This window comes from Gilliamella sp. Nev6-6, assembly GCF_001690605.1.
Classification (GTDB): Bacteria; Pseudomonadota; Gammaproteobacteria; order Enterobacterales; family Orbaceae; genus Gilliamella; species Gilliamella apicola_C.
On the sequence record NZ_LZHP01000071.1, the window covers coordinates 23,221 to 46,045 of the forward strand.

Here is a 22,825-nt window from a genome sequence, read left to right on the forward strand (position 1 = left end):
AAGTAATTATTTGTTGATTATTATAATAGTTGCGTTAAAATTTTAGGCGCCTAACAGAAGTTAGCCGATTAAAAGTTATATTAATATAAGGAAAATAACATGAAAAAACATCAAAAAACATTGCTAGTTGCACTTCCTTTAGTTGCTGCAATGTCACTAGTTGGTTGTAAAAATATGAGCGCAGATGACTTAACTAGTCTTGGCATGAAAAGTTTAAAAGCTGCAACCTTAAGCGATAATGATGTGAAAGCATTAAGTCAACAATCATGTGCTCAAATGGATGCACAATCAAGAATTGCTCCTAAAAATAGTGTTTATACTAAACGATTAAATAAAATCGCTAAAGCGCTAGGTAATAACTTAGATGGCACTCCAATCAACTATAAAGTATACATCACAAAAGATGTTAATGCTTGGGCAATGGCTAATGGCTGTGTTCGTGTATATAGTGGTTTAATGGACATGATGACTGACAATGAAATTCAAGGTGTTTTAGGTCACGAATTAGGTCACGTTGCTTTAGGTCATAGCAAAAAAGCTATGCAAGTGGCTTATGCAACAGAAATCGCTCGTGATGCAGCAGCTGCATCAGGTAATGCAAAATTAGCTTCATTATCTAATTCTAGCTTAGGTGCTTTAGCATCAGCAGTGATTAATGCTCAGTTCTCACAAAAACAAGAACAAGATGCGGATAACTATTCTTTCGATTATTTAGTTAAGAAGAAAATCAATCCAGCTGGTCTTGCAACTGCATTTGATAAGTTAGGTGGTGGTGATGCTTCAATTTTAAGTAGCCATCCGTCTTCAACAGCGCGTGCAGATAATATTCGTAAAAAACTTGCAGAGTTAAAAAAATAAGTTCTGTGATTGCATTATGAAAGCGTCATCCATGGCGCTTTTTTTATATCTAATTGATTGTTTTTGATAGCAATGATTTGGTGATGAATTTATTGTAAAATCCATCAACCAACAAGCAAAGGTTTAACAATAGCCTTTTAACAATAATCGTTTAACAATGACTTTTTTATTGTTTATAAGAAGATAAGAATTTAGCAAATCGTCCAATTGCATCTTCAAGGTCGCCTAAATATGGTAAAGCAACAATTCTAACGTGATCTGGCTTATGCCAATTAAAACCGGTTCCTTGTACAAGTAACACTTTTTCCTGTAACAAAAAGTCTAATACCAATTTTTGATCATTATGGATGTTAAATTTTTTCTGATCTAATTTGGGAAATAAATACAAAGCACCTTGTGGCTTAGTACATGAAACCCCCGGAATATCGTTCAGTAGGCGCCACGCCAACATACATTGCTCATATAAGCGACCACCTGGCACAATAAATTCATTGATACTTTGATACCCACCAAGAGCCCCTTGAATCGCATGTTGTAATGGTACATTGGCGCATAAGCGCATGGAAGCAAGCATATTTAGACCTTCAATATAGCCTTTTACGTGATGCTTAGGACCACAAAGTGCCATCCATCCTTGTCTAAATCCCGCAACTCGATATGTTTTTGATAAACCGCTCATCGTAATAACAAATAAATCAGGCGCCAATGCAGCAATTGAATGATGTACGGCATCATCATATAAAATTTTGTCGTAAATTTCATCAGCGAAAATAATCAGATTATTTTGACGGGCGATTTCAGCAACCTCAAGCAATATTTCTTTACTATAAACAGCACCAGTTGGGTTATTGGGATTGATAATTACAATGCCTTTTGTTCTAGGTGTAATTTTTTGTTTGATATCATCTAAATCTGGTGACCAATTTGCTTCTTCATCGCACAAGTAATGAACCGCATTTCCGCCCGATAAACTCACTGCCGCAGTCCATAGTGGATAGTCAGGCATAGGTACCAGAATTTCATCACCACTATTAAGCAATGCTTGCATAGACTGGACGATTAATTCCGATACGCCGTTGCCAATGTAAATATCTTCAACATCTAAACTGTTAATACCTCTGGCTTGATAATGTTGCATAATTGCTTTGCGAGCAGAGTAAAGACCTTTTGAGTCACAATATCCTTGTGAAGAAGGTAAATTTCTAATGACATCAACTAACAATTCATCAGGAGCTGCAAAGCCAAAAGGGGCGGGATTTCCAATATTAAGTTTAAGGATTGTTTGACCTTCTTCTTCTAGCCTTTTAGCATGCTCAAGAATTGGTCCACGAATATCGTAACAAACGTGATCCAATTTGTTTGATTTTTGGAAATTTACCATAATATCGCCCTTTCTTTTTTATTGTGATCGTTTTTTAATGTAATGAAAAAAACAATCTACTCCTATTTAGATAATTTTTGAAGATGCTATTATAACTAGCTCAATAAATATTATTTAACTGTCTGAATTTTGTGCGGAGAGAGTTATGAAAACCATTTTAACCGTCATTGGTAAAGATCAAACCGGCATTATTGCCGGTATTAGTCAGAAATTATATGAATTAGATATTAATATTTTAGATGTCAGCCAAACAATTATGGATGAGTATTTTACGATGATTATGTTGCTTGACTTATCTAAAATCAATGTGGCCTTTGATGAGGTAAAAACGACATTGACGCAAACCGGTGAAAAACTAAAAGTTAAAGTCAACATTCAACGAGAAGAAATTTTTGATGCTATGCATCGTTTGTAATATCAATTCTCTATTTTTGTATAAAAGGATAGTACTAATGGAAACAAAACAGATCCTCGAAACCATTAAAATGATTGAGGAAGAAAAGCTTGATATTCGCACAATAACCATGGGTATTTCTCTCCTTGATTGTATTGATAGCGATGGCGAGAAAGCACGTCAAAAAATTTATAACAAAATTACGCTGTTAGCTAAACATTTGGTAAAAGTCGGTGAGGAGATTACCTCGGAGTTTGGCATTCCCATTATCAATAAGCGTATTTCTGTCACACCCATATCGTTAATTGCTAGTGCAAGCGATGATAAAGATTATGTTGCATTTGCCAAAACACTTGATGAAGCCGCTAAAGCTGTTGGTGTTAACTTTATTGGCGGATTTTCGGCTCTGGTACAAAAAGGTTATCACAAAGGTGATGAAATTTTAATTAATTCAATTCCACAAGCACTTGCACAAACAGAACGCGTTTGCGCATCAGTGAATGTTGGTTCTACACAAACAGGAATCAATATGGATGCAGTTAAGCAAATGGGGCATATTATTAAACAAGCAGCACAATTAACTGCCGATAACAGCAGTATGGCATGTGCGAAGTTAGTTGTATTTGCCAATGCCGTTGAAGATAATCCATTTATGGCAGGCGCTTTTCATGGCGTAGGTGAAGCTGATTGCGTCATCAATGTGGGTGTGAGTGGCCCAGGTGTTGTTAAGCGTGCGCTTGAAAAAGTCAAAGGGCAACCTTTTGACGTTGTTGCTGAAACCATAAAAAAAACAGCATTTAAAATTACTCGTATGGGGCAACTCGTTGGTAAAGAGGCTTCTGAGCGCTTAGGCGTTAAATTTGGCATCGTCGATTTATCGTTAGCTCCAACCCCTGCAATTGGTGATTCAGTTGCCCATATTTTAGAAGAAATGGGGCTAGAAGCAGTTGGCACTCATGGTACAACCGCAGCATTAGCTATGCTCAATGATGCAGTAAAAAAAGGCGGCGTCATGGCATGTGGTCATGTGGGTGGTTTAAGCGGAGCCTTTATTCCTGTTTCAGAAGATGCGGGTATGATTGATGCGGTAAATAATGGCGCTCTGAATCTTGAAAAACTAGAAGCAATGACTTGTGTTTGTTCTGTTGGACTAGATATGATTGCTATTCCAGGCGATACGCCAGCTGAAACTATTTCGGCAATCATTGCTGATGAAGCAGCAATAGGGGTGATTAATCATAAAACAACAGCAGTTCGAATTATTCCTGCTGTCGGTTTAAAAGTAGGCGATAACATTGAATTTGGTGGCTTACTAGGTCATGCGCCCATCATGTCAGTAAATAACTTTAGCTCATGTGATTTTATTCGCCGTGGTGGAAGAATACCTGCTCCAATTCATTCATTTAAAAACTAATAGATTAATTTTAAATAATTGATACCCTTACTCTGCCTGCACTAAAGCTGGCAGAGTATTAAACTTTTAATGCCAAACTTACTTAGCAATGGCAAAACGCGTTTCTTCAATAACCTCTTCATTATTTCTAGATTCATTCCTTTTTCCTTCAACCTATCAATTTGAATGTATGGTAGCGCATTTCAGCGCTTCGTTTAGCAATACGCTCTTTACGCTTTACCGTAAGGTTAAGCTTTTATTCGCCACCTGATGCTCCACGCCTATTAACAGTTAAGATATAGCGATTATCATTAATACCCAAAGGCTTTAATTAGCCTTGCAATAAATCCATTATCTAAAAATTTTTTTACCGTTTGCGGCGAGCTATTTTTTAACAAATCGTGACTATTGAACTCTCCCTATGATGCGCAATTTCATGGATATTATTTGGCATCAAATCCATTCGTCTCTTTTATCTTAATTCCCTACAATTGATGATATTAAATTAATGCTGCTTTAATTCGAGCAATAGCAAATACGCAATATTTTAGATGTTTGCTAATCACATAATGAGGGAGGATGAAATGGGAAATGAATCTAACAATCACATGTTTTTTGAAGATTTGATTCTTTTAGATAAAAACTTTCAAGATACTAATCAATTTTTTGATTTTACTTTTCCTATTTTAAAAAGTGGTGGTTATGTAAATCATTCCTTTTTAGACGCAATTAAACAACGAGAGTCTTTATTCCCTACCGCATTACCAACAGAACCTTATGTGGTAGCAATGCCACATACCGATGTTGAACATGTTATTAGGCCATTTATCTTCTTTATTCGAGCTAAAGGAACAATTCCATGGTATGAAATGGCAAACAATGACAACTTATTAAAAGCTAATTTTGTTTTTTTACTCGGCTTTAATCAAAAAAATGGGCATATTGATTTATTGCAAACATTGATGTCTTGCTTTGTAAATCCCGTTTTTTTGAAAGCACTTTATCACGCAAAAACAACGCATGAAGTTTTTACATTATTGACATCGAATATAAATTTATAAGGAGGCATTATGAAAAAAGTTATTGTTGCATGTGGCAGTGGAGTTGCTACATCACAAACTGTCGCAAGTAAGGTCACTCGTTTACTAAAAGAGCGAAAGCTTGATGAGATAAAAGTAGAAGTTGTTGATCTTAAATCTGTAGATACTCACATCAAAAATAGTGCAGCTTACATTGCAATAACTAAAATTGAAAAACAGTATCCTATTCCCGTCATCAATGGTATTGCCTTTCTAACAGGAATAAATATGGAAGCGGAATTACAAAAAATTATCGATGCCTGTAAATAGGAGCACAAATATGGATTTTCTCGGAACAATTGTAAATTATATTTTAAATTTAGGTGCGCCAGTTTTTGTGCCGTTCATTATGTTAATTGCGGGTTTAATTGTGCGCATGAAATTTAGCGATGCCGCTTCAGCAGCAATTACGTTGGGTGTTGCATTTGTTGGCATGAGTATGTTGATTGGCTTTATGGTTAGTGCTATTGGTTCAGCTGCACAAACCATGATGGAACGAACAGGGATTGAACTAAGCATTATTGATGGCGGCTGGACTACCATGGCAAACGTATCTTGGGCTTGGCCGTATGCTTTTCTTATGTTCCCTTTGCAAGTGGGTATTAATATTTTAATGTTAGTACTAAAAAAAACCGATACCTTTAATGCTGACTTATGGAATGTGTGGGGGAAAATTTTTACCGCTTTTATTGTCACCGCTGTCGCCACGCCAATCTTAGGATCGATTATGGCTTTGGTCTTTGCTTTTATTACAGCTACTTTTCAGATCATATTAGAGCTTAATTCTGGTGATATTAATCAACATCGAATAGAAAAACTAACGGGTATTCCAGGTGTAACTTGTACTCATAGGATGCTATTTTTCAGTGCAATTTATTATCCATTTGATTTGCTTCTGCGCAAAATACCGATGTTAAATAAACCGATGGATGCAGCAGCATTACGTTCAAAAATTGGCGTTTTTGCTGAAAATCATGTAATTGGTTTTTTATTAGGAGCAACTTTTGGGATTATTGCTGGTTATGATGTTGCAGCTATCTTAATGCTTGGTGTGCAAGCTGCAACTGCGCTTATGTTATTCCCAATGATTTCTAAGTTATTTATGCAAGCACTATCACCAATTTCTGAAGCAATTAGTGATTATATGAATAAACGTTTTGCTGGACGTAAATTATTTGTTGGTTTGGATTGGCCGTTTATGGGTGGTTCAAGCGAAATTTGGTTTACCGTAATAGTTGCGATTCCTTTTACCTTAATTTGGGCCGTTATTTTACCTGGTAATAAAATTCTTCCTTTTGCGGGTATTATCAATGTGGCACTTATTGTTCCTGCTTATATCTTAACTAAAGGTAACACATTAAGAATGGTGATTTTAGCCATTATTGGAGTTCCTTTCTTCTTATTTGTTGGAACTCAATTTGCACCAATCATTACTGATTTAGGATTAACAACTAAAGCGATTGATATTCCTGCTAATCAGTTAATTTCAAATAGTTCTATTGATGCTCCTATCTTTACTTATACATTTTCATTTATTTGGCAATGTTTGCAAGGCTATTTTGTTCCATTAATTTTAGCTATTTATTGGTGTATAGGTTATTTCTTTTATGCACGAGAATTGCGCAAAGAAGCTATACAAGACATAGCGAAATAATGAATAAATGGACGCTAACGTATTCGTTGAACATATTTTAAAGTACACCTGATGGTAATGTTAGTTACCATCAGACAATGAACAATAAGGTAGTTATGATATGGTTATCGATAAGCGAATTCATGCCATTTTAAAAACATTAGTTCATAATCCCAATATTAGTGGCGTTGAACTTCAATCTAAATTTGGGCTAACTCGTAAACAGCTTAGTTATACTATTAAAAAAATTAATGATTTCCTTGAGTCATCTCATCTTGAACTAATTAAACGGTTTAAAACTGGTAAATTTAGTGTTCCAAAATTAGTTATCGAAACATTTAGAAATGAGCCAATCTCTCTTGATATTGGGCGTTATATTTATTCTGAAGATGAGCGAATTCATTTACTGCTATTTTTTTTATTAATTAGGACAGAGAGGCTTTCATTAATGCATCTGTCCTCGTCTCTTACTGTTAGCCAAAATACGGTGATCAATGATATTAAAAAAGTACAAGCCGTAATTGTTCAGTATCATTTACAAATCAATTATGACCGTGAGAATGGTTATCGTATTGTCGGCAGTGAAATTGACAAACGTTATTTATTGCTAAAATTAATTCGTAGAATTATTAATATGCCCATAGCCGATAAAATTTTTAGAGAAAACGAGGCTATTACCCAAGGTCGCTTAGAACAAGTAGGGCTGGTTTTTAGCGAAATAGAGAAAAAATTAAAAATTGTTTTTACTGATGAGCAATTGCAAGAGCTGACTTACTTTATTTGTTTTATGTTACAACGCATAGAAACAGATAAAAAAATTGAGCTTTTGCCAGACAATTATACTGAAGTAGCCAATAGTCGTGATTTTCAATTATTGAAAAAACTCATTGAACGATTCGGTATTTGTGATCTTAATGAACAAATTTTTTTAATGGTGTTAGTTCAAAGTTCTAATATACAAACGCTATCTGATAAATATTTTCATTTAGATGCGGTGTTATTAGAAAGTGTTGTTGAAGTTGTTGATAGTTTCGAACAAATTAGTTGCATTACCTTTCAAGATAAAAGTGAGCTCATTGAGCGTATCTATCAGCATTGGAAACCTGCTTATTACCGTATTCGGTATCACATTACCAATATTAATAGTGTGTATGACATCGTATTGCAAGAGTTTGGTCATTTACATGAAATGGTAAGAAAAGTCATTTTCCCTTTCGAAAAAATTTTACATTGTAATATACCCGATGAAGAGGTCGCTTTTATTACCGTATTATTTGGTGGTTGGTTAACTCGCGAAGGTTTAATTAATCAAATTAAAACTAAAAAAGTAGCGATTTTTGTTTGTGAAAATAGTGCAACGGTTTCAACTTATCTTTATTTGACGTTACAAATACTACTTCCTGAATTGCATTTTTCTGATGCTATGTCTAAACGTGAGTTTGAGAAATATAACCACTATTACGATATTATTTTTTCAACTTCACATTTACTTACTGATAAATTGTTATTTATTGTTAATCCTTCACTCAATAATTTCCATAAAAATGCTTTTCGTAATCAAGTTATTCGGGCTTTACAAGGTATTGATCCTAGCATAATTCAGGTTGAAGAGCTTATGTTAATTATCGAAAAATACAGCTTTATCAAAGATCAAAAAGCATTACAAAAAGAATTAACCACTTATCTTTATAACGATGAAGTGCATGATAACCCTGTGCGAATAACGCACCAAGAGCCTCCTTCACTTGCTGATTTAATGGAAAAAGAGCATATCAATATTACACAAAAGAGGGATATAACATGGGAAAGTGCATTGGCTTTAGCTGCACAACCGCTGTTAAACGACCAATCCATAGAAAGTTGCTACCTTGAAAGAATGGTTAACAAAATCCAATTTGAACAACCTTACATTATGCTGGTAGATGGGCTAATTATTGCTCATGCGGGTATTGATGATGGTGTGAATAAAGTCGCTATGTCATTACTTAAGCTATCGGAAAGAATCAATATTTGCGGTTATATGCAGGCTGATTTAATTGTTGTTTTAGCAACAAATAATCCACAAAAACATCTTAAAGCACTTGCTCAATTGAATGAATTATTAGAGTTTCACGAAGGCGCAACTCGCATACGAAATGCCAAAAATAGCAATGAAATCTGGGAATTGTTTGCCAATTATCAATAAATAACTTGTCAAAATAGGAGCTATAAAATGTTAGAGATACAAAAACAATATGTTGTCGATATGGCTAAAAAATCAAGTGAGTGGGGACTATGCAAACATAAAGCGGGTAATTCTAGCGTACGAGATAAAGAGACAGGATATGTTCTTGTCACTCCTACAACAATTGATAAAAAATTATTAACAATACGGGATATTGTTGTAATGGATCTGGATGCAAATGTTATTGAAGCCGATTCAGGATTAAGACCAACCAGTGAATGTTTAATGCATCTTGAGATTTATAAAGTTCGCCCTGATGTTTTTGCTATTTCACATACTCATTCTATTTTTGCAACTTCATTTGCCGTGTTAGCCAGACCGATTCCTGCAGTCGTTTATGAATGTGCTATTTTGAATTTAAAAGATGGAATTATTCCTGTTGCACCTTATGGGCGACCAGGGACTCTAGACCTTTCAAATAGTGTTATAGAACCAATAAAACGAGCTGATGCAATTTTAATGGAAAAGCATGGTGCTATTGCTGTCGATAAAGATCCTTATGAAGCGGTATTAAAAGCGGCTTATATCGAAGAAATGGCTGAAATTTACTATCACGCATTATTAATTAATAGTGGTAAAGATGTTAGCGGTTTTCCTGCTGAGGAGTTACAACGTTGGGCATATCCCTCACAAATTAAGTTTAGAAAATAATTTTTAGTTTAGTAAATGAATAAAATGATAATGAACCAACAAAAATTTTATTTTAAATATTTATTTTAAATAATAACTGGCTATTACGTAATTCATTAAATATTTCTCAATTGTAATTGGCTTGTTATTATATCAATGCTTTTAATGATTTGTCCGCCGATGTGTCGGCGGATTTATTGTTTTATTGAGTTTGAATATATTCATTCATATATTTTAAAATATACGCCATTGAAACCGAGCCAGGATCTATATGGCCAATTACTCGCTCACCTAAATTCTTAGCTCGCCCAAATACCGCAATCATTTTTTGGGTTTTCTCTGCACCTTCCATAGCCGATTGTGCTATTTTAGGTAATACATCAATTAATTTTAAAGAACTTAATTGACTTGCGGTTATTGCGCTAGCGGCTAAAGCATCAACCATAGTTTTATCACCAGGTTTCGCTTTACCGCGTTGATAGACAGCCTGCCAACCTTCATTAAGAAATTTTGATAGCGCATCTGAATTAAACTCAGTTATCCCTGCAATACTTTTTCCACCTGCTCTAAATAAAGTACCAAAGATAGCACCAGAAGCTCCGCCCATACTAATCATTAACTTTGTGCCAATTTGTGTAAAAAAATCACCTATATTAGCTGGTTGAAATTTCTCGTCTTGTAGTAACACAATGATCGCTTCAAATCCTCGTTTGATACCGATACCATGATCACCATCACCGACTACTTGATCTAATGCGGTTAAAGTTGGCTCGCTTTCGACCATCTTTTCAGCAGTAAATAGCATCATTTTACGGACTTGTAGTAAATTCATTTTTATTTTCTCCATCCTAGTGTTTGGCAAGGTAAATCATAAAGGTGTCGTAATTCTTCATCTAATTTCAATAAGCTAATTGAAAAACCAGACATTTCAAGCGATGTGCAAAAATGACCGACAACAACATCGTGGCTAATTATGCCTCGTATACCAAGTTCAATGCCAACTTTGCGTGTTATGATGTACAACTCGGCGTTACTAAGCGCGCCTAAATTATTAATCAATACGCACACTCGATCGCCTTTTTTAAAAGGTAAATCATCACATAAATTGTCTATCATTTCTTTGACAACTTGATCAGATGAGGTAATCACTTGTCGGCGCAACCCTGCTTCTCCATGAATACCAATACCTATTTCAATCTCGTTATCCTCTAATTGAAAATTGAAATGACTTGATTGGGGTAGTGCACATCCATCTAGGGCAACACCTATAGTACGGACATTGCCATTTGCTTTTGATACTACTTGATAAAGATTATTAAGATCATATTTTTCAAATTGCGCAGCTGCACCAGCAATTTTGTATAAAAACATCAGGCCAGCAACACCTCGACGATCAGAAAGCTTAGATAATGGCGCAGAGGCAATGTCATCAGTTGCTTGAATCGTTTTGATTGTAATATTTTCTTCTGCTAATATTTCAGCTGAAATATCAAAGTTCATGCCATCACCAGAATAGTTGCCATATAAAAAAAGGACGCCTTTCCCTTTTTCTATAGCTTTGGTCACTTCAATAATTTGATCGGGCGATGGCGATGTAAAAACTTCTCCAAGTGCACAGCCATCAATACCTCCTTTACCGATAAAACCAGCAAAAGTCGGCTCGTGACCTGTACCACCGCCTGATACAATGACAACTTGATCATTGGCAATATGGTTACCATAAACAGCACAATGCTCTGAAATTGCTGTTAGCTTTCCCTGATAAGCATAGATCAACCCTTGCATGACTTCTTGCCTTACATTATTGGGATCATTAAGCAGTTTTTTGGGGTTGCGCATTCTTTATTTCCTCTCTATTAATTATTGTTAACATTATTTATTGTAGGAAAAATTAATAACTCAAACGAATACAATTAATGACAAATAATATCCTACTTATTGCGCATCATCGGGATGATTTAGTTGATCTTTATGAGAGCTAGAAATTTAGTTGTTTATTCTTGAAAGAACATAATAGCACCAATACATATTAATAACTTGTTTATAAAAGAATATTGCAGTTATAATTTGTAAAGTTTTCAAAAAAGCTGATATTTGAGTATAACCATCATCAAGAATTATCTATGAATACAGAATCTTATCTTCAACGTTTTAGTGGCATTGCACGGCTTTATGGACAATCAGCTTTACAATGCTTTTCGCAAGCGCATATTTGTGTGATTGGTATTGGCGGCGTGGGTTCTTGGGTTGCTGAATCGCTAGCGCGTAGTGGCATTGGTCAAATCACCTTAATTGATATGGATGATGTTTGCGTTACAAATACTAACCGCCAAATTCATGCATTAAAATCCAATATCGGTAAAGCAAAGACATCGGTTATGGCTGAGCGAATTTTACAAATCAATCCTGAATGTGTTGTGAATGAAATTGATGATTTCATTAATGGAGATAATGTCAGTGAATATTTGGGCACAAAACAATCACCGCGTTATCACTATATTATTGATGCTATCGATAGTGTAAATGATAAAGCGGCTGTACTTGCATATTGTAAGCGACAGAAATTAAAGGTGATTACCATCGGTGGAGCTGGTGGGCAAAAAGATCCTACTCAAATTAAAATTGCTGATTTAGCAAAAACAATTCAAGACCCGTTAGCCGCTAAATTACGCGAAAAATTGAAAAATCATTATAAACTTAATAAGGACAGTAAAGGTAAATTTGCCATTCCATGTGTTTATTCTACCGAACAACTAACTTATCCAGCTAAAAATGGGCAAATATGTTTTACCAAAAGTGACGCAGACGGCCCTAAAAAAATGGACTGCGAATCAGGATTTGGGGCAATTACCACAGTCACAGCAACTTTTGGTTTTGTTGCTGTGAGTTATGTATTAAATAGATTATGTCATTTATGATTTATATTTTGAACTAAGCAAACAGCTTCTTTTTTATGTTATGAGTTACTTTCAATAACAACTATTTTTTATTAGAAATAGTTGTTTATCTGTTGCTATTTTTATTATTCAATTTTTTTCTCTTCTTAAAAATCATTGTTCTATTATTAAACTACTTTTTTGTTTAATATCTTATTGTATAAATTAAAAATCTGATTTAGGATAGTGCTAATTTCGTTTTGTTATTATGCTTAAGCATTAAATAGTTTCAAGGAAGATGCCAAACGATCCCGATTTATTTTTTAATTTCAAGGAGAAATCTATGGCAGTAACTAATATGAATGAGTTAAATGAGTTAATGGCTCGAGTGAAAAAAGCACAGGAGACTTATTCAACTTATACTCAAGAGCAAGTCGACAAAATCTTTGTAGCAGCCGCAACAGCCGCAGCGGCAGCACGTATCCCACTAGCACAACAGGCAGTTGCTGAGTCAGGAATGGGAATTGTTGAAGATAAAGTCATAAAGAACCTTTTTGCTGCAGAGTATATTTTAAACAAATTCCGTCACGATAAAACTTGTGGTATAGTGGCTGAAAATGAACCATTTGGTACTATTACTATAGCAGAACCACTTGGTATTATTTGTGGAATTGTTCCAACCACTAACCCTACTTCAACTGCGATTTTTAAATCATTAATTAGTTTAAAAACTCGTAACGCAATTGTATTTTCCCCTCATCCTCGAGCAAAAAAATCAACGATTGAAGCAGCTAGAATTGTATTAGATGCCGCAATTAAAGCTGGTGCACCAAAAGACATTATTGGTTGGATTGATGAACCATCCATTGAGTTATCAAATGCGTTAATGCATCACGATGATGTCTCGGCTATTTTAGCAACAGGTGGTCCGGGTATGGTAAAAGCAGCGTACAGTTCAGGTAAACCAGCATTAGGGGTTGGAGCGGGTAATACGCCAGTTGTTATTGACGAAACAGCAGATTTAAAACGTGCTGTGGCTTCTGTTCTTATGTCTAAGACATTCGATAATGGTATGATTTGTGCTTCAGAACAAGCAATTGTTGTGGTTGATTCTGTATATGATGAAGTGCGCAGTTTATTAACCCAATATGGCGCATATGTATTAAACGCTAAAGAAACTAAAGCAGTACAAGGTATTATCTTAAACGATAAAGGCGCGTTAAATGCTAATATTGTTGGTCAACCAGCGACCAAAATTGCTGAAATGGCCGGCTTCAAAGTTCCAGCTGGTTCGAAAGTACTTGTTGGCGAAGTGAATAAGGTTGACTTGTCTGAACCATTTGCTCATGAAAAACTTTCGCCAACACTTGCTATGTTTAAAGCTAAAGATTTTTCTGAAGCGGTTGATAAAGCGGAAAAATTAGTTGAAATGGGTGGGATGGGGCATACTTCTGTGCTTTATACTGATCAAGATAGCAACCGTGAACGTATTGCTTATTTTGGTAGTAAAATGAAAACTTGCCGTATTTTAATTAACCAACCAGCAGCTCATGGCGGTATTGGTGATTTGTATAACTTTGATTTGGCGCCATCTTTAACATTAGGGTGTGGCTCTTGGGGCGGTAACTCGGTATCTGAAAATGTTGGACCGAAGCATTTAATCAATAAGAAAACAATCGCTAAGAGAGCAGAAAATATGTTATGGCACAAATTACCAAGTTCTATCTATTTTAAACGTGGCTCGCTTCAAGTTGCTTTAAATGAAGTGATTGAGCAAGGCGCAAAACGTGTATTTTTGGTAACCGATAAATTTTTATTTAACAACGGTTACTCAAAACAAATCACTGATCAATTAGAAGCACAAGGTGTTATTTGTGAAACTTTCTTTGATGTTGAAGCTGATCCCACTTTAAGCGTTGTTCGTAAGGGTACGGACTCAATGCAATCATTCCAACCAGATATGATTATTGCGCTAGGTGGCGGTTCGCCAATGGATGCGGCTAAAATTATGTGGGTTTTATATGAGCACCCTGAAACAAAATTTGAAGAATTAGCATTACGTTTTATGGATATTCGTAAACGTGCTTGCCATTTCCCAAATATGGGTCAAAAAGCAAAATTAATTTGTGTCACAACAACATCGGGTACAGGCTCTGAAGTAACGCCATTTGCTGTTGTTACTGATGACGCAACTGGTCAAAAATATCCATTAGCGGATTATGCAATTACTCCGCATATGGCTATTGTTGATGCTAATTTAGTTATGAACATGCCAAGATCACTTTGTGCCGCCGGTGGTTATGATGCGGTTACTCATGCTTTAGAAGCTTATGTATCTGTGATGGCTAGTGAGTTTTCTGATGGGCAAGCGTTGCAAGCGCTAAGCATGCTTAAAACGTACCTACCTGCAAGTTATAGAGAAGGGGCTAAAAATCCAATAGCACGTGAGAAAGTGCATAGTGCTGCCACATTAGCTGGTGTTGCATTTGCTCAAGCATTTTTAGGTGTTTGTCACTCTATGGCACACAAAATTGGTGCTGCATTCCATATTCCTCATGGTGTGGCTAATGCAATGTTAATTAGCAATGTGGTGCGGTTTAATGCAACGGATAAACCAACTAAACAAGGTACTTTTAGTCAATATGGTTATCCTAAAGCCATTAGCCGTTATGCAGAAATCGCTGATCATTTAGGTTTAACCTTAGCTACTGACAAAGATGAAAAGAAAGTCGAGAAATTAATTGGTTGGTTAGATCAACTAAGAAAAGATCTTGATATTCCATTTTCTATTAAAGAATTTGGCGTGGATGAAAACACTTTCTTAGCACAAGTTGATCAACTAGCGATTGATGCTTTTGATGACCAATGTACAGGTGCAAACCCACGTTATCCTTTAATTGCAGAATTAAAACAAATTTTGCTTGATACCTATTATGGACGTGCATATCAAGACAATGGCGATATTAGCGAAGATGTTGCTATCAATACCGCCGCTAAAGGTGTACAAACGTCTAAAAAAAAACTAACTTCAAAAAATTAATATAAATTAATTTATTGATTAAAAAAAGACCTGAAATAGCTCATATTTCAGGTCTTTTTTATGTTTTTGATTTTTTTTTAATCAAACAAAATAAAATTTGTTTTTTTTGCTTGCAAGGTTGAGTGTTCTAGTACATAATGCGCAGCACTTAGGCCGGCTTAGCTCAGTAGGTAGAGCAACTGACTTGTAATCAGTAGGTCGCCAGTTCGATTCCGGCAGCCGGCACCATTTTCCTAAGTAGACAAATTTATAAAGATTCGGGGTGGGGTTCCCGAGCGGCCAAAGGGAGCAGACTGTAAATCTGCCGTGTCACACTTCGAAGGTTCGAATCCTTCCCCCACCACCATCATCTAATATTAGCAATAGCTAATTGAAGCATTTAGGTAGCCGAGTTTGAACATGCGGGCATCGTATAATGGCTATTACCTCAGCCTTCCAAGCTGATGATGCGGGTTCGATTCCCGCTGCCCGCTCCAATTGCTGATATAGCTCAGTTGGTAGAGCGCACCCTTGGTAAGGGTGAGGTCGGCAGTTCAAATCTGCCTATCAGCACCATTCTTGTTATTCTCCTAAACTTCTAAAAATATCAAATTTGACTGCTTTTAATGCTTGTCACTAGATAGCTTTATCTGTTATTATTCAGAGCTAATTTTAAGTTAGTATTATGTTGATATTAAATATGATACTTGGTTAATGTGGTGAATCGCCACCGATTTGTATTACATTTGAGGGACAATCGATGTCTAAAGAAAAATTTGAACGTACAAAACCCCACGTTAACGTTGGTACAATCGGCCACGTTGACCATGGTAAAACAACTTTAACTGCAGCAATTACTTCTGTTCTTGCTAAAAAATACGGCGGTCAAGCTCGTGCATTCGATCAAATCGATAACGCACCAGAAGAAAAAGCACGTGGTATCACCATCAATACTTCACACGTTGAATACGATACACCAACTCGCCACTATGCGCACGTAGACTGCCCAGGCCATGCTGACTATGTTAAAAACATGATCACTGGTGCGGCACAAATGGACGGTGCTATCTTAGTCGTAGCAGCAACTGATGGTCCTATGCCACAAACTCGTGAGCACATCCTTTTAGGTCGTCAAGTAGGTGTTCCTTACATCATCGTATTCTTAAACAAATGTGATATGGTTGATGACGAAGAGTTATTAGAATTAGTTGAAATGGAAGTCCGTGAGCTTCTATCTCAATACGATTTCCCAGGTGATGACACACCAGTAATCCGTGGTTCAGCGCTTAAAGCATTAGAAGGCGAAGCAGCGTGGGAAGACAAAATTGTTGAATTAGCTGAAGCATTAGACAGCTACATCCCAGAGCCAGAGCGTGATATTGATAAACCATTCCTATTACCAATTGAAGACGTATTCTCAATTTCAGGTCGTGGTACAGTAGTAACTGGTCGTGTTGAACGCGGTGTAATCAAAGTGGGTGAAGAAGTTGAAATCGTGGGTATCAAACCAACAACTAAAACCACTTGTACTGGTGTTGAAATGTTCCGTAAATTACTTGACGAAGGTCGTGCAGGTGAAAACGTTGGTGTATTACTACGTGGCACAAAACGTGAAGAAATCGAACGTGGTCAAGTACTTGCAAAACCAGGTTCAATCACTCCACATACTGATTTTGAATCAGAAGTGTATATCTTAAGTAAAGATGAAGGTGGTCGTCATACTCCATTCTTCAAAGGTTACCGTCCACAGTTCTACTTCCGTACAACTGACGTAACGGGTACTATTGAATTACCAGAAGGCGTAGAAATGGTAATGCCTGGTGACAACATCAAAATGACAGTATCATTAATTCACCCTATCGCGATGGCTGAAGGTTTACGTTTTGCGATTCGTGAAGGTGGTCGTACTGTTGGTGCTGGTGTGGTTGCTAAGGTTATTAAATAATTTAAAGGCTTGCAATTATGAGATGAGGGTGTCATTTGATGCCCTTTCTTATCTAGTCTGTTTAGCAAAATGTTTTTATTTAAAAGAGCATTTTGGAAAGTAGATATTATTATAATATAACATAATCATGGGTTTTATATGCTAGTAAGTAACGAGGGTCAAAATACAAATACTGCTCTAGACAAATTGAAATGGTGTTTAGTTTTAGTATTGATTGCGTTTGTTGTTTGGGGAAATTTTTATTTTGCTGAACCTAATGATATATATCAACCTAATACGATCGTTCGGATTATAGCGGTTGTTGTGCTTTCGCTATTAACTTTATTAATTGCGATCACGACAGCTAAAGGTAAATCATTTTTGTTGTTTTTACAAGAATCACGAAAAGAGTTAAGAAAAGTTGTATGGCCGACTCGTAAAGAAACGACACAAACAACCATGCTGATTGCTGCTATCACAGTTATTGTTGGTTTAGCGCTTTGGGGAATGGATTCTTTATTCGGTTCAGCCATCTTTTATTTAACATCAATAGGGCGTTAATATGAGCGAAACACAACAAAAACGTTGGTATGTTATACAAGCGTATTCTGGTTATGAAGCGCGTGTAGCACAATCATTACGTGAATATATTAAATTACATGATATGGAAGATTCTTTTGGGGAAGTATTAGTACCAACCGAAGAAGTTGTTGAAATGAAAAGCGGTCAGCGCCGTAAGAGTGAACGTAAATTCTTTCCCGGTTATGTATTAGTTGAAATGGCGATGAATGATGCGACTTGGCATTTAGTAAGAAGTGTGCCAAGAACAATGGGCTTTATTGGTGGTACTTCTGATAGACCTGCCCCGATTAGTCAGCGTGAAGTTGATGCTATTATGAATCGCTTACAACAAGTTGGTGATAAGCCACGTCCTAAAACTTTATTTGAACCAGGTGAGCTTGTTCGTGTTAACGAGGGTCCATTTGCTGACTTTAATGGTGTTGTTGAAGAAGTTGATTATGAAAAAAGCCGCTTAAAAGTATCGGTTTCAATCTTCGGTCGTTCAACGCCTGTTGAGCTTGATTTTAGTCAAGTTGAAAAAAGCTAATCAATTTTATTAGAATAAATTATTTGATAAAATCAAAAAATCACAGAGTTAAATCTGTGATTTTTTTTATTCTAGCCAATAAAATTAAACTTATTTATTACAATATTGCATTACAAGTGAAATAATCTATTCTATTTGAAATTCTTCAAGTTGCTGTTGCAAATCCAACCACTTTAACTCGCTTTGCTCTAACTCGCTTTTCAGTTGGCTTTGTTGCAAAAGTAAACTTGTTAAATCCGATTTTTTATTGGCTTCATACATCATCGGATCAGACAGTTGTTGTTCTATCATTTGCAGTTGTTTTGCTAAATTTTCCTGTGTTTGCTCTTCTTTTTGTAACTGTTTTTTTATTGGCTGCATTTGTGCGCGTAATTCAGCTTGCTTGCGTTTTTGCTCTTTACGATCTTGAGCTGATATATTAATTGTATTTTCTTTTTTGGGTGAATTTATTTCGTCATTTGATTGGTTATCATTTTTTTGTGCTTCGGCTAACCATTTTTGATAATCATCAAGATCGCCGTCAAATGGTTCAACTTTATGATCATGGACTAAATAGAATTCATCGGTGGTCGAACGTAGTAAATGGCGATCATGTGACACCACAACTAATGCACCGTCAAAATCAATTAGCGCTTCTGTCAACGCTTGTCGCATATCTAAATCTAGATGGTTAGTTGGTTCGTCTAATAAAAGGAGATTCGGTTTTTGCCAGACAATTAAAGCTAAAACAAGACGTGCTTTTTCACCGCCCGAGAAAGTTTTAACTGGCTCGGTGACTTTATCGCCTTGAAAATCAAATCCACCCAAATAATTACGCAGTTCTTGCTCTGTATTTTTTTGTTCAGCAAGTTGCGTTAAATGCCAAAGTGGTGACTCATCGGGGCGTAGATATTCTAATTGATGTTGAGCAAAATAGCCTAATTGAACACCTTTAGCGAGATTAATATGTCCTTCCTTAGGTGCAATTTCTCCGGCGAGTAATTTAATCAGTGTTGATTTTCCCGCACCATTGCGCCCTAATAAGCCAATGCGCGAACCGGGAACTAGATTAAGCTTAATTTTTTCTAGTATAATTTTGTCATCGTAACCCGCGACGACTTTGTCCATCATTAACAAAGGGCTTGGTAAGAATTCAGATGGCTTAAAATTAAAATGAAATGGATTATCAACATGCGCAGGTGCAATCAGCTCCATTCTTTCTAACATTTTTATACGGCTTTGTGCCTGTTTAGCTTTTGTTGCTTTGGCTCTAAAGCGATCGATATAATTTTGCAAGTGTGCAACTTTGAGTTGTTGGCTTTCATAAAGCGACTGTTGTTGAGCAAGTTTAGTTGAACGTTGGATCTCAAAGGAGGAATAATTGCCCGTATATTCAAATAAACTCTTTTGCTCAATATGAATAATTTTATTGACTAACGGATCCAAAAAATCACGATCGTGAGAGATTAAAATCAAAGTTCCCGGATAGTTACTTAACCATTTTTCAAGCCAAATCACGGCATCTAAATCAAGGTGATTGGTTGGTTCATCAAGCAGTAATAAATCAGAACGACACATTAATGCCTGAGCCAAATTTAATCGCATCCGCCAACCACCAGAATAGGACTTAACCGGTAACATTAATTGTTCATTAGAAAATCCTAGTCCATGTAGTAGCGTTGCGGCTCGAGCGCGAATTGTCCAAGCATCAATGGTATCAAGCTTTTCATGAATAACCGCAATTTGCTGACCATTATTTTGTTCATTAGCGGTATTTAATTGTTTTTCTAATTGTCGATACTCACGATCGCCATCAATGGCATATTCAATCGCAGGGATATCTAATGCGGGTGTTTCTTGATTGACCCAAGCGAGTTGCCATTGCGATGGTATATTTAACGTGCCAGCATCAGCTTGAATTTCACCTTTAATCAGTGAAAAGAGCGTCGATTTTCCGCAACCATTTTTACCCACTAATCCCACTTTTTGTTGAGGATTAATAGTTGCTGAAGCATTATCTAAAAGCAAGTTAACGCCTCGGCGCACTTGGATTGAATCAAAAACTATCATGATATTTTTGTCTATTATTCAAAATAAAATAAGTTAATAAAAATTGTTTTAATCATCCAAAATTAGGGACGTTATAACACAATCAATTTAAACAAAAAAGCCCTTTGATAAAACGAAAAGGGCTTAAATTTAATAATTCACAGGACTATTTTTTTATTGCTGATAAAGCACGACGAATAAAGAACGTACATATACCAACAAAAACAAAGAGACCTAAAAGTTGAGGTAACATACCTAAATCGAGCGGTATTGCAAGTGGAGCATCATTTCCACCATTGGTGATGCTAATCACAATCACAATGGCTAATAAAACGCCCACTAAACTTTCACCAACAATCAAGCCTGATGCAATTAATGCCGCTTTACGATCAGCTTTTTTGAATTGCTCTTCTGGATCTAAATTTTGTGCTTTGGCTTTTTTGTAAGCATTACGTTTAATTATCCATGATAATAAAGTGCCAATAAAAATTGGTGTTGTGATACTTGGTGGTAAATAAATGCCTAAACCAACAGCAAGTGCAGGTATGCGAAAGTTAGATTTATTTTGGGCAAGAATTAAATCAATAATAATAATGACAGCGCCTAAAGCAAGCCCTATTAAAATCATCGTCCAGTCAAGTTGATGGGCAAAAATACCTTTAGCTATTGTTGTCATCAACGTTGCTTGTGGTGCGGCTAAAACTTGAGTTGTGTCCATATCTGTGCGAGGTAAGGCACCAGTAAAACCGTAAGCGTTGTATAAAATTTCTAAAATAGGCGCAATAACAATAGCACCAACAACACAGCCAAGTAATAATGCGACTTGTTGCTTCCATGGTGTAGCATTAACCAAATGACCTGTTTTTAGGTCTTGTAAATTATCGTTAGAAATGCAAGCCACAGCCAAAACAGTACTGGTAGTAAACAGTGCGAGAGCCGTGGCAAAGTTGGAGCCTTCAATAGAAGCTAGCATACCATTCGCTTCACCTAAACCTAATAAGATTAATGAAATGACAACCACTGCAACAATTGCTATTCCTGATATTGGGCTTGCTGATGAGCCAACAAGTCCAGCCATATAACCACATGCGGCAGCCACTAAAAAGCCCATAATAAAAGCAAATAATACAGCGCAAAAAACTAATGTCCAAGCCATGCTTGCTGATAAACCACTATCGGCAATAAAGCTATAAAAAGTCACTAACAAAATAACTAACATACCACCCATAATTAATAAAATAGCTTTAGGTGATAAATCCCGCTCGGTTGATGCAATATCATTGCCAGACACATCTGAACGCATACTTTTAAATGATATTTTTAAACCTTCAATCATCGGTTTGATTAATGTCAGTAATGTCCAAACCGCTGCAATAGCTATGACCCCCGCACCAATAAAGCGTATATCTTTTGCCCAAAATCCCATTGCAACTTTAAATAAAGGCTGACTGGTATCATAATCGGTAATTGCACTTAAAATTGGAACGCCAAATACCCAACCAATAATGGTTCCAATTAAAATAGCAATTCCTGACATAATTCCGATCAAATAACCAGCACTGAGTAACGCTAACGAGAATCCCATAGGCAGTTGAAAAATGGATTTGCCAGCGGTAAACCAATAAGCAGTACTTTCAGATAATAGGCGAAAACCATTAGTAAAAAGACTAACAATAGAGGCAATGATGCCGCCAAATAAAATATCCTTTAAACCATCGTTAGCTTCTTTATTATCGGATTTAGATCCTGCCTTTAAAATTTCAGCAGCGGCTACACCTTCAGGGTAAGGTAAATTACTTTTAACGACCATGACATGACGCAATGGAATTGAAAATAAAACCCCAAGCATTCCGCCTGCGGCACATATTGCAAAGGTTAGCCAAAAGGGAAAGTCTTGCCAGTAACCAATCATTAACAAACCCGGAAGCACAAAAATAATTGAAGATAATGTACCCGCTGCTGATGCTTGAGTTTGCACCATGTTATTTTCTAAAATAGTTGAACCCGAAAACAGTTTCAATATTGCCATTGAAATCACTGCCGCAGGAATTGCGGATGAAAACGTTAATCCAACTTTCAAACCAAGATAAACATTCGATGCAGTAAAAATGACAGTAATAAAAGCACCAAGAATGGTGCCTCTTAAAGTAAGTTCACGTAAATTATTCATATATCAATAAAGTTAATTTAATAGAGGAGTATTATATACTTAATTCGCTTTTATCGGCTACAAGTTCCGTAAATAGCTTTAGTTTAGTGCTTTTATCATTATTTTGGG

General features: G+C 36.1%; 18 protein-coding genes and 4 tRNA genes. 17 read left to right on the plus strand and 5 right to left on the minus strand.

What is annotated here, in order from left to right; all coding sequences use genetic code 11:
• Positions 1 to 99 precede the first annotated feature (99 nt).
• A complete protein-coding gene (locus A9G42_RS08785; RefSeq protein ID WP_065587821.1) occupies positions 100 to 858 on the plus strand; it encodes a M48 family metallopeptidase in 759 nt (252 codons plus the stop codon).
• Positions 859 to 1,024: 166 nt separating this feature from the next.
• Here A9G42_RS08785 and A9G42_RS08790 read toward each other — a convergent pair whose 3' ends face one another.
• Positions 1,025 to 2,239 carry a pyridoxal phosphate-dependent aminotransferase gene (locus A9G42_RS08790; RefSeq protein WP_065566505.1) on the minus strand — a complete coding sequence of 405 codons (1,215 nt, stop codon included), beginning with the start codon at positions 2,237 to 2,239 and terminating at the stop codon, positions 1,025 to 1,027.
• A 145-nt stretch (positions 2,240 to 2,384) separates the two neighbouring features.
• On the opposite strand from A9G42_RS08790, the gene A9G42_RS08795 reads away from it, so the two are divergent.
• From A9G42_RS08795 to A9G42_RS08825, 7 genes are all read left to right on the plus strand, one after another.
• Positions 2,385 to 2,654: an ACT domain-containing protein gene (locus A9G42_RS08795; RefSeq protein WP_065566504.1), complete on the plus strand. Its 270-nt coding sequence runs from the start codon at positions 2,385 to 2,387 to the stop codon at positions 2,652 to 2,654.
• A 37-nt stretch (positions 2,655 to 2,691) separates the two neighbouring features.
• Complete coding sequence (locus A9G42_RS08800) at positions 2,692 to 4,047, plus strand: PFL family protein (protein ID WP_065653222.1); 1,356 nt, start codon at positions 2,692 to 2,694, stop codon at positions 4,045 to 4,047.
• A gap of 563 nt (positions 4,048 to 4,610) precedes the next feature.
• A complete protein-coding gene (locus A9G42_RS08805; RefSeq protein WP_065566502.1) occupies positions 4,611 to 5,087 on the plus strand; it encodes a PTS sugar transporter subunit IIA in 477 nt (158 codons plus the stop codon).
• Between the two features lie 9 nt (positions 5,088 to 5,096).
• On the plus strand, positions 5,097 to 5,375 hold the full coding sequence (locus A9G42_RS08810; protein ID WP_065579786.1) for a PTS sugar transporter subunit IIB: 279 nt from the start codon (positions 5,097 to 5,099) through the stop codon (positions 5,373 to 5,375).
• 10 nt (positions 5,376 to 5,385) lie between these two features.
• Positions 5,386 to 6,759: a PTS galactitol transporter subunit IIC gene (locus tag A9G42_RS08815; RefSeq protein ID WP_065566500.1), complete on the plus strand. Its 1,374-nt coding sequence runs from the start codon at positions 5,386 to 5,388 to the stop codon at positions 6,757 to 6,759.
• Positions 6,760 to 6,859: 100 nt separating this feature from the next.
• On the plus strand, positions 6,860 to 8,923 hold the full coding sequence (locus A9G42_RS08820) for a BglG family transcription antiterminator (protein WP_065653223.1): 2,064 nt from the start codon (positions 6,860 to 6,862) through the stop codon (positions 8,921 to 8,923).
• Positions 8,924 to 8,950: 27 nt separating this feature from the next.
• On the plus strand, positions 8,951 to 9,613 hold the full coding sequence (locus A9G42_RS08825) for a class II aldolase/adducin family protein (protein ID WP_065653224.1): 663 nt from the start codon (positions 8,951 to 8,953) through the stop codon (positions 9,611 to 9,613).
• Between the two features lie 181 nt (positions 9,614 to 9,794).
• Here the strand turns inward: A9G42_RS08825 and dhaL are convergent, their stop codons facing one another.
• Complete coding sequence (gene dhaL, locus A9G42_RS08830) at positions 9,795 to 10,424, minus strand: dihydroxyacetone kinase subunit DhaL (RefSeq protein ID WP_065653225.1); 630 nt, start codon at positions 10,422 to 10,424, stop codon at positions 9,795 to 9,797.
• Positions 10,425 to 10,426: 2 nt separating this feature from the next.
• Positions 10,427 to 11,431, minus strand: a complete 1,005-nt coding sequence (locus A9G42_RS08835; RefSeq protein ID WP_065653226.1) for a dihydroxyacetone kinase subunit DhaK — start codon at positions 11,429 to 11,431, stop codon at positions 10,427 to 10,429.
• A gap of 284 nt (positions 11,432 to 11,715) precedes the next feature.
• On the opposite strand from A9G42_RS08835, the gene tcdA reads away from it, so the two are divergent.
• From tcdA to nusG, 9 genes are all read left to right on the plus strand, one after another.
• Positions 11,716 to 12,510, plus strand: coding sequence for a tRNA cyclic N6-threonylcarbamoyladenosine(37) synthase TcdA (gene tcdA / locus A9G42_RS08840; protein WP_065589022.1), 795 nt, complete (start codon positions 11,716 to 11,718; stop codon positions 12,508 to 12,510).
• 301 nt (positions 12,511 to 12,811) lie between these two features.
• On the plus strand, positions 12,812 to 15,508 hold the full coding sequence (adhE, locus tag A9G42_RS08845; RefSeq protein ID WP_065566493.1) for a bifunctional acetaldehyde-CoA/alcohol dehydrogenase: 2,697 nt from the start codon (positions 12,812 to 12,814) through the stop codon (positions 15,506 to 15,508).
• A gap of 152 nt (positions 15,509 to 15,660) precedes the next feature.
• A tRNA-Thr gene (locus tag A9G42_RS08850) sits at positions 15,661 to 15,736 on the plus strand.
• Positions 15,737 to 15,769: 33 nt separating this feature from the next.
• Positions 15,770 to 15,854, plus strand: a tRNA-Tyr gene (locus A9G42_RS08855).
• A 55-nt stretch (positions 15,855 to 15,909) separates the two neighbouring features.
• A tRNA-Gly gene (locus A9G42_RS08860) sits at positions 15,910 to 15,984 on the plus strand.
• Positions 15,985 to 15,987: 3 nt separating this feature from the next.
• Positions 15,988 to 16,063, plus strand: a tRNA-Thr gene (locus A9G42_RS08865).
• Positions 16,064 to 16,247: 184 nt separating this feature from the next.
• The gene (tuf, locus tag A9G42_RS08870) at positions 16,248 to 17,432 is read left to right on the plus strand and encodes an elongation factor Tu (protein ID WP_065582082.1); all 1,185 of its coding nucleotides are present in this window, start codon (positions 16,248 to 16,250) and stop codon (positions 17,430 to 17,432) included.
• A gap of 138 nt (positions 17,433 to 17,570) precedes the next feature.
• Positions 17,571 to 17,972 (plus strand): preprotein translocase subunit SecE, encoded by a 402-nt coding sequence (gene secE / locus A9G42_RS08875; RefSeq protein ID WP_065582368.1) that lies wholly within the window; start codon positions 17,571 to 17,573, stop codon positions 17,970 to 17,972.
• A gap of 1 nt (position 17,973) precedes the next feature.
• Entirely contained in the window at positions 17,974 to 18,519 is a 546-nt protein-coding gene (gene nusG / locus A9G42_RS08880; protein ID WP_065582367.1) for a transcription termination/antitermination protein NusG, read from the plus strand.
• Between the two features lie 126 nt (positions 18,520 to 18,645).
• On the opposite strand, the gene A9G42_RS08885 is transcribed toward nusG, so the two are convergent.
• Both A9G42_RS08885 and A9G42_RS08890 read right to left on the minus strand, forming a co-directional pair.
• Positions 18,646 to 20,568: an ABC transporter ATP-binding protein gene (locus tag A9G42_RS08885; protein WP_065582366.1), complete on the minus strand. Its 1,923-nt coding sequence runs from the start codon at positions 20,566 to 20,568 to the stop codon at positions 18,646 to 18,648.
• A gap of 145 nt (positions 20,569 to 20,713) precedes the next feature.
• Positions 20,714 to 22,717 (minus strand): OPT family oligopeptide transporter, encoded by a 2,004-nt coding sequence (locus A9G42_RS08890; protein WP_065653227.1) that lies wholly within the window; start codon positions 22,715 to 22,717, stop codon positions 20,714 to 20,716.
• Between the last annotated feature and the right edge of the window lie 108 nt (positions 22,718 to 22,825).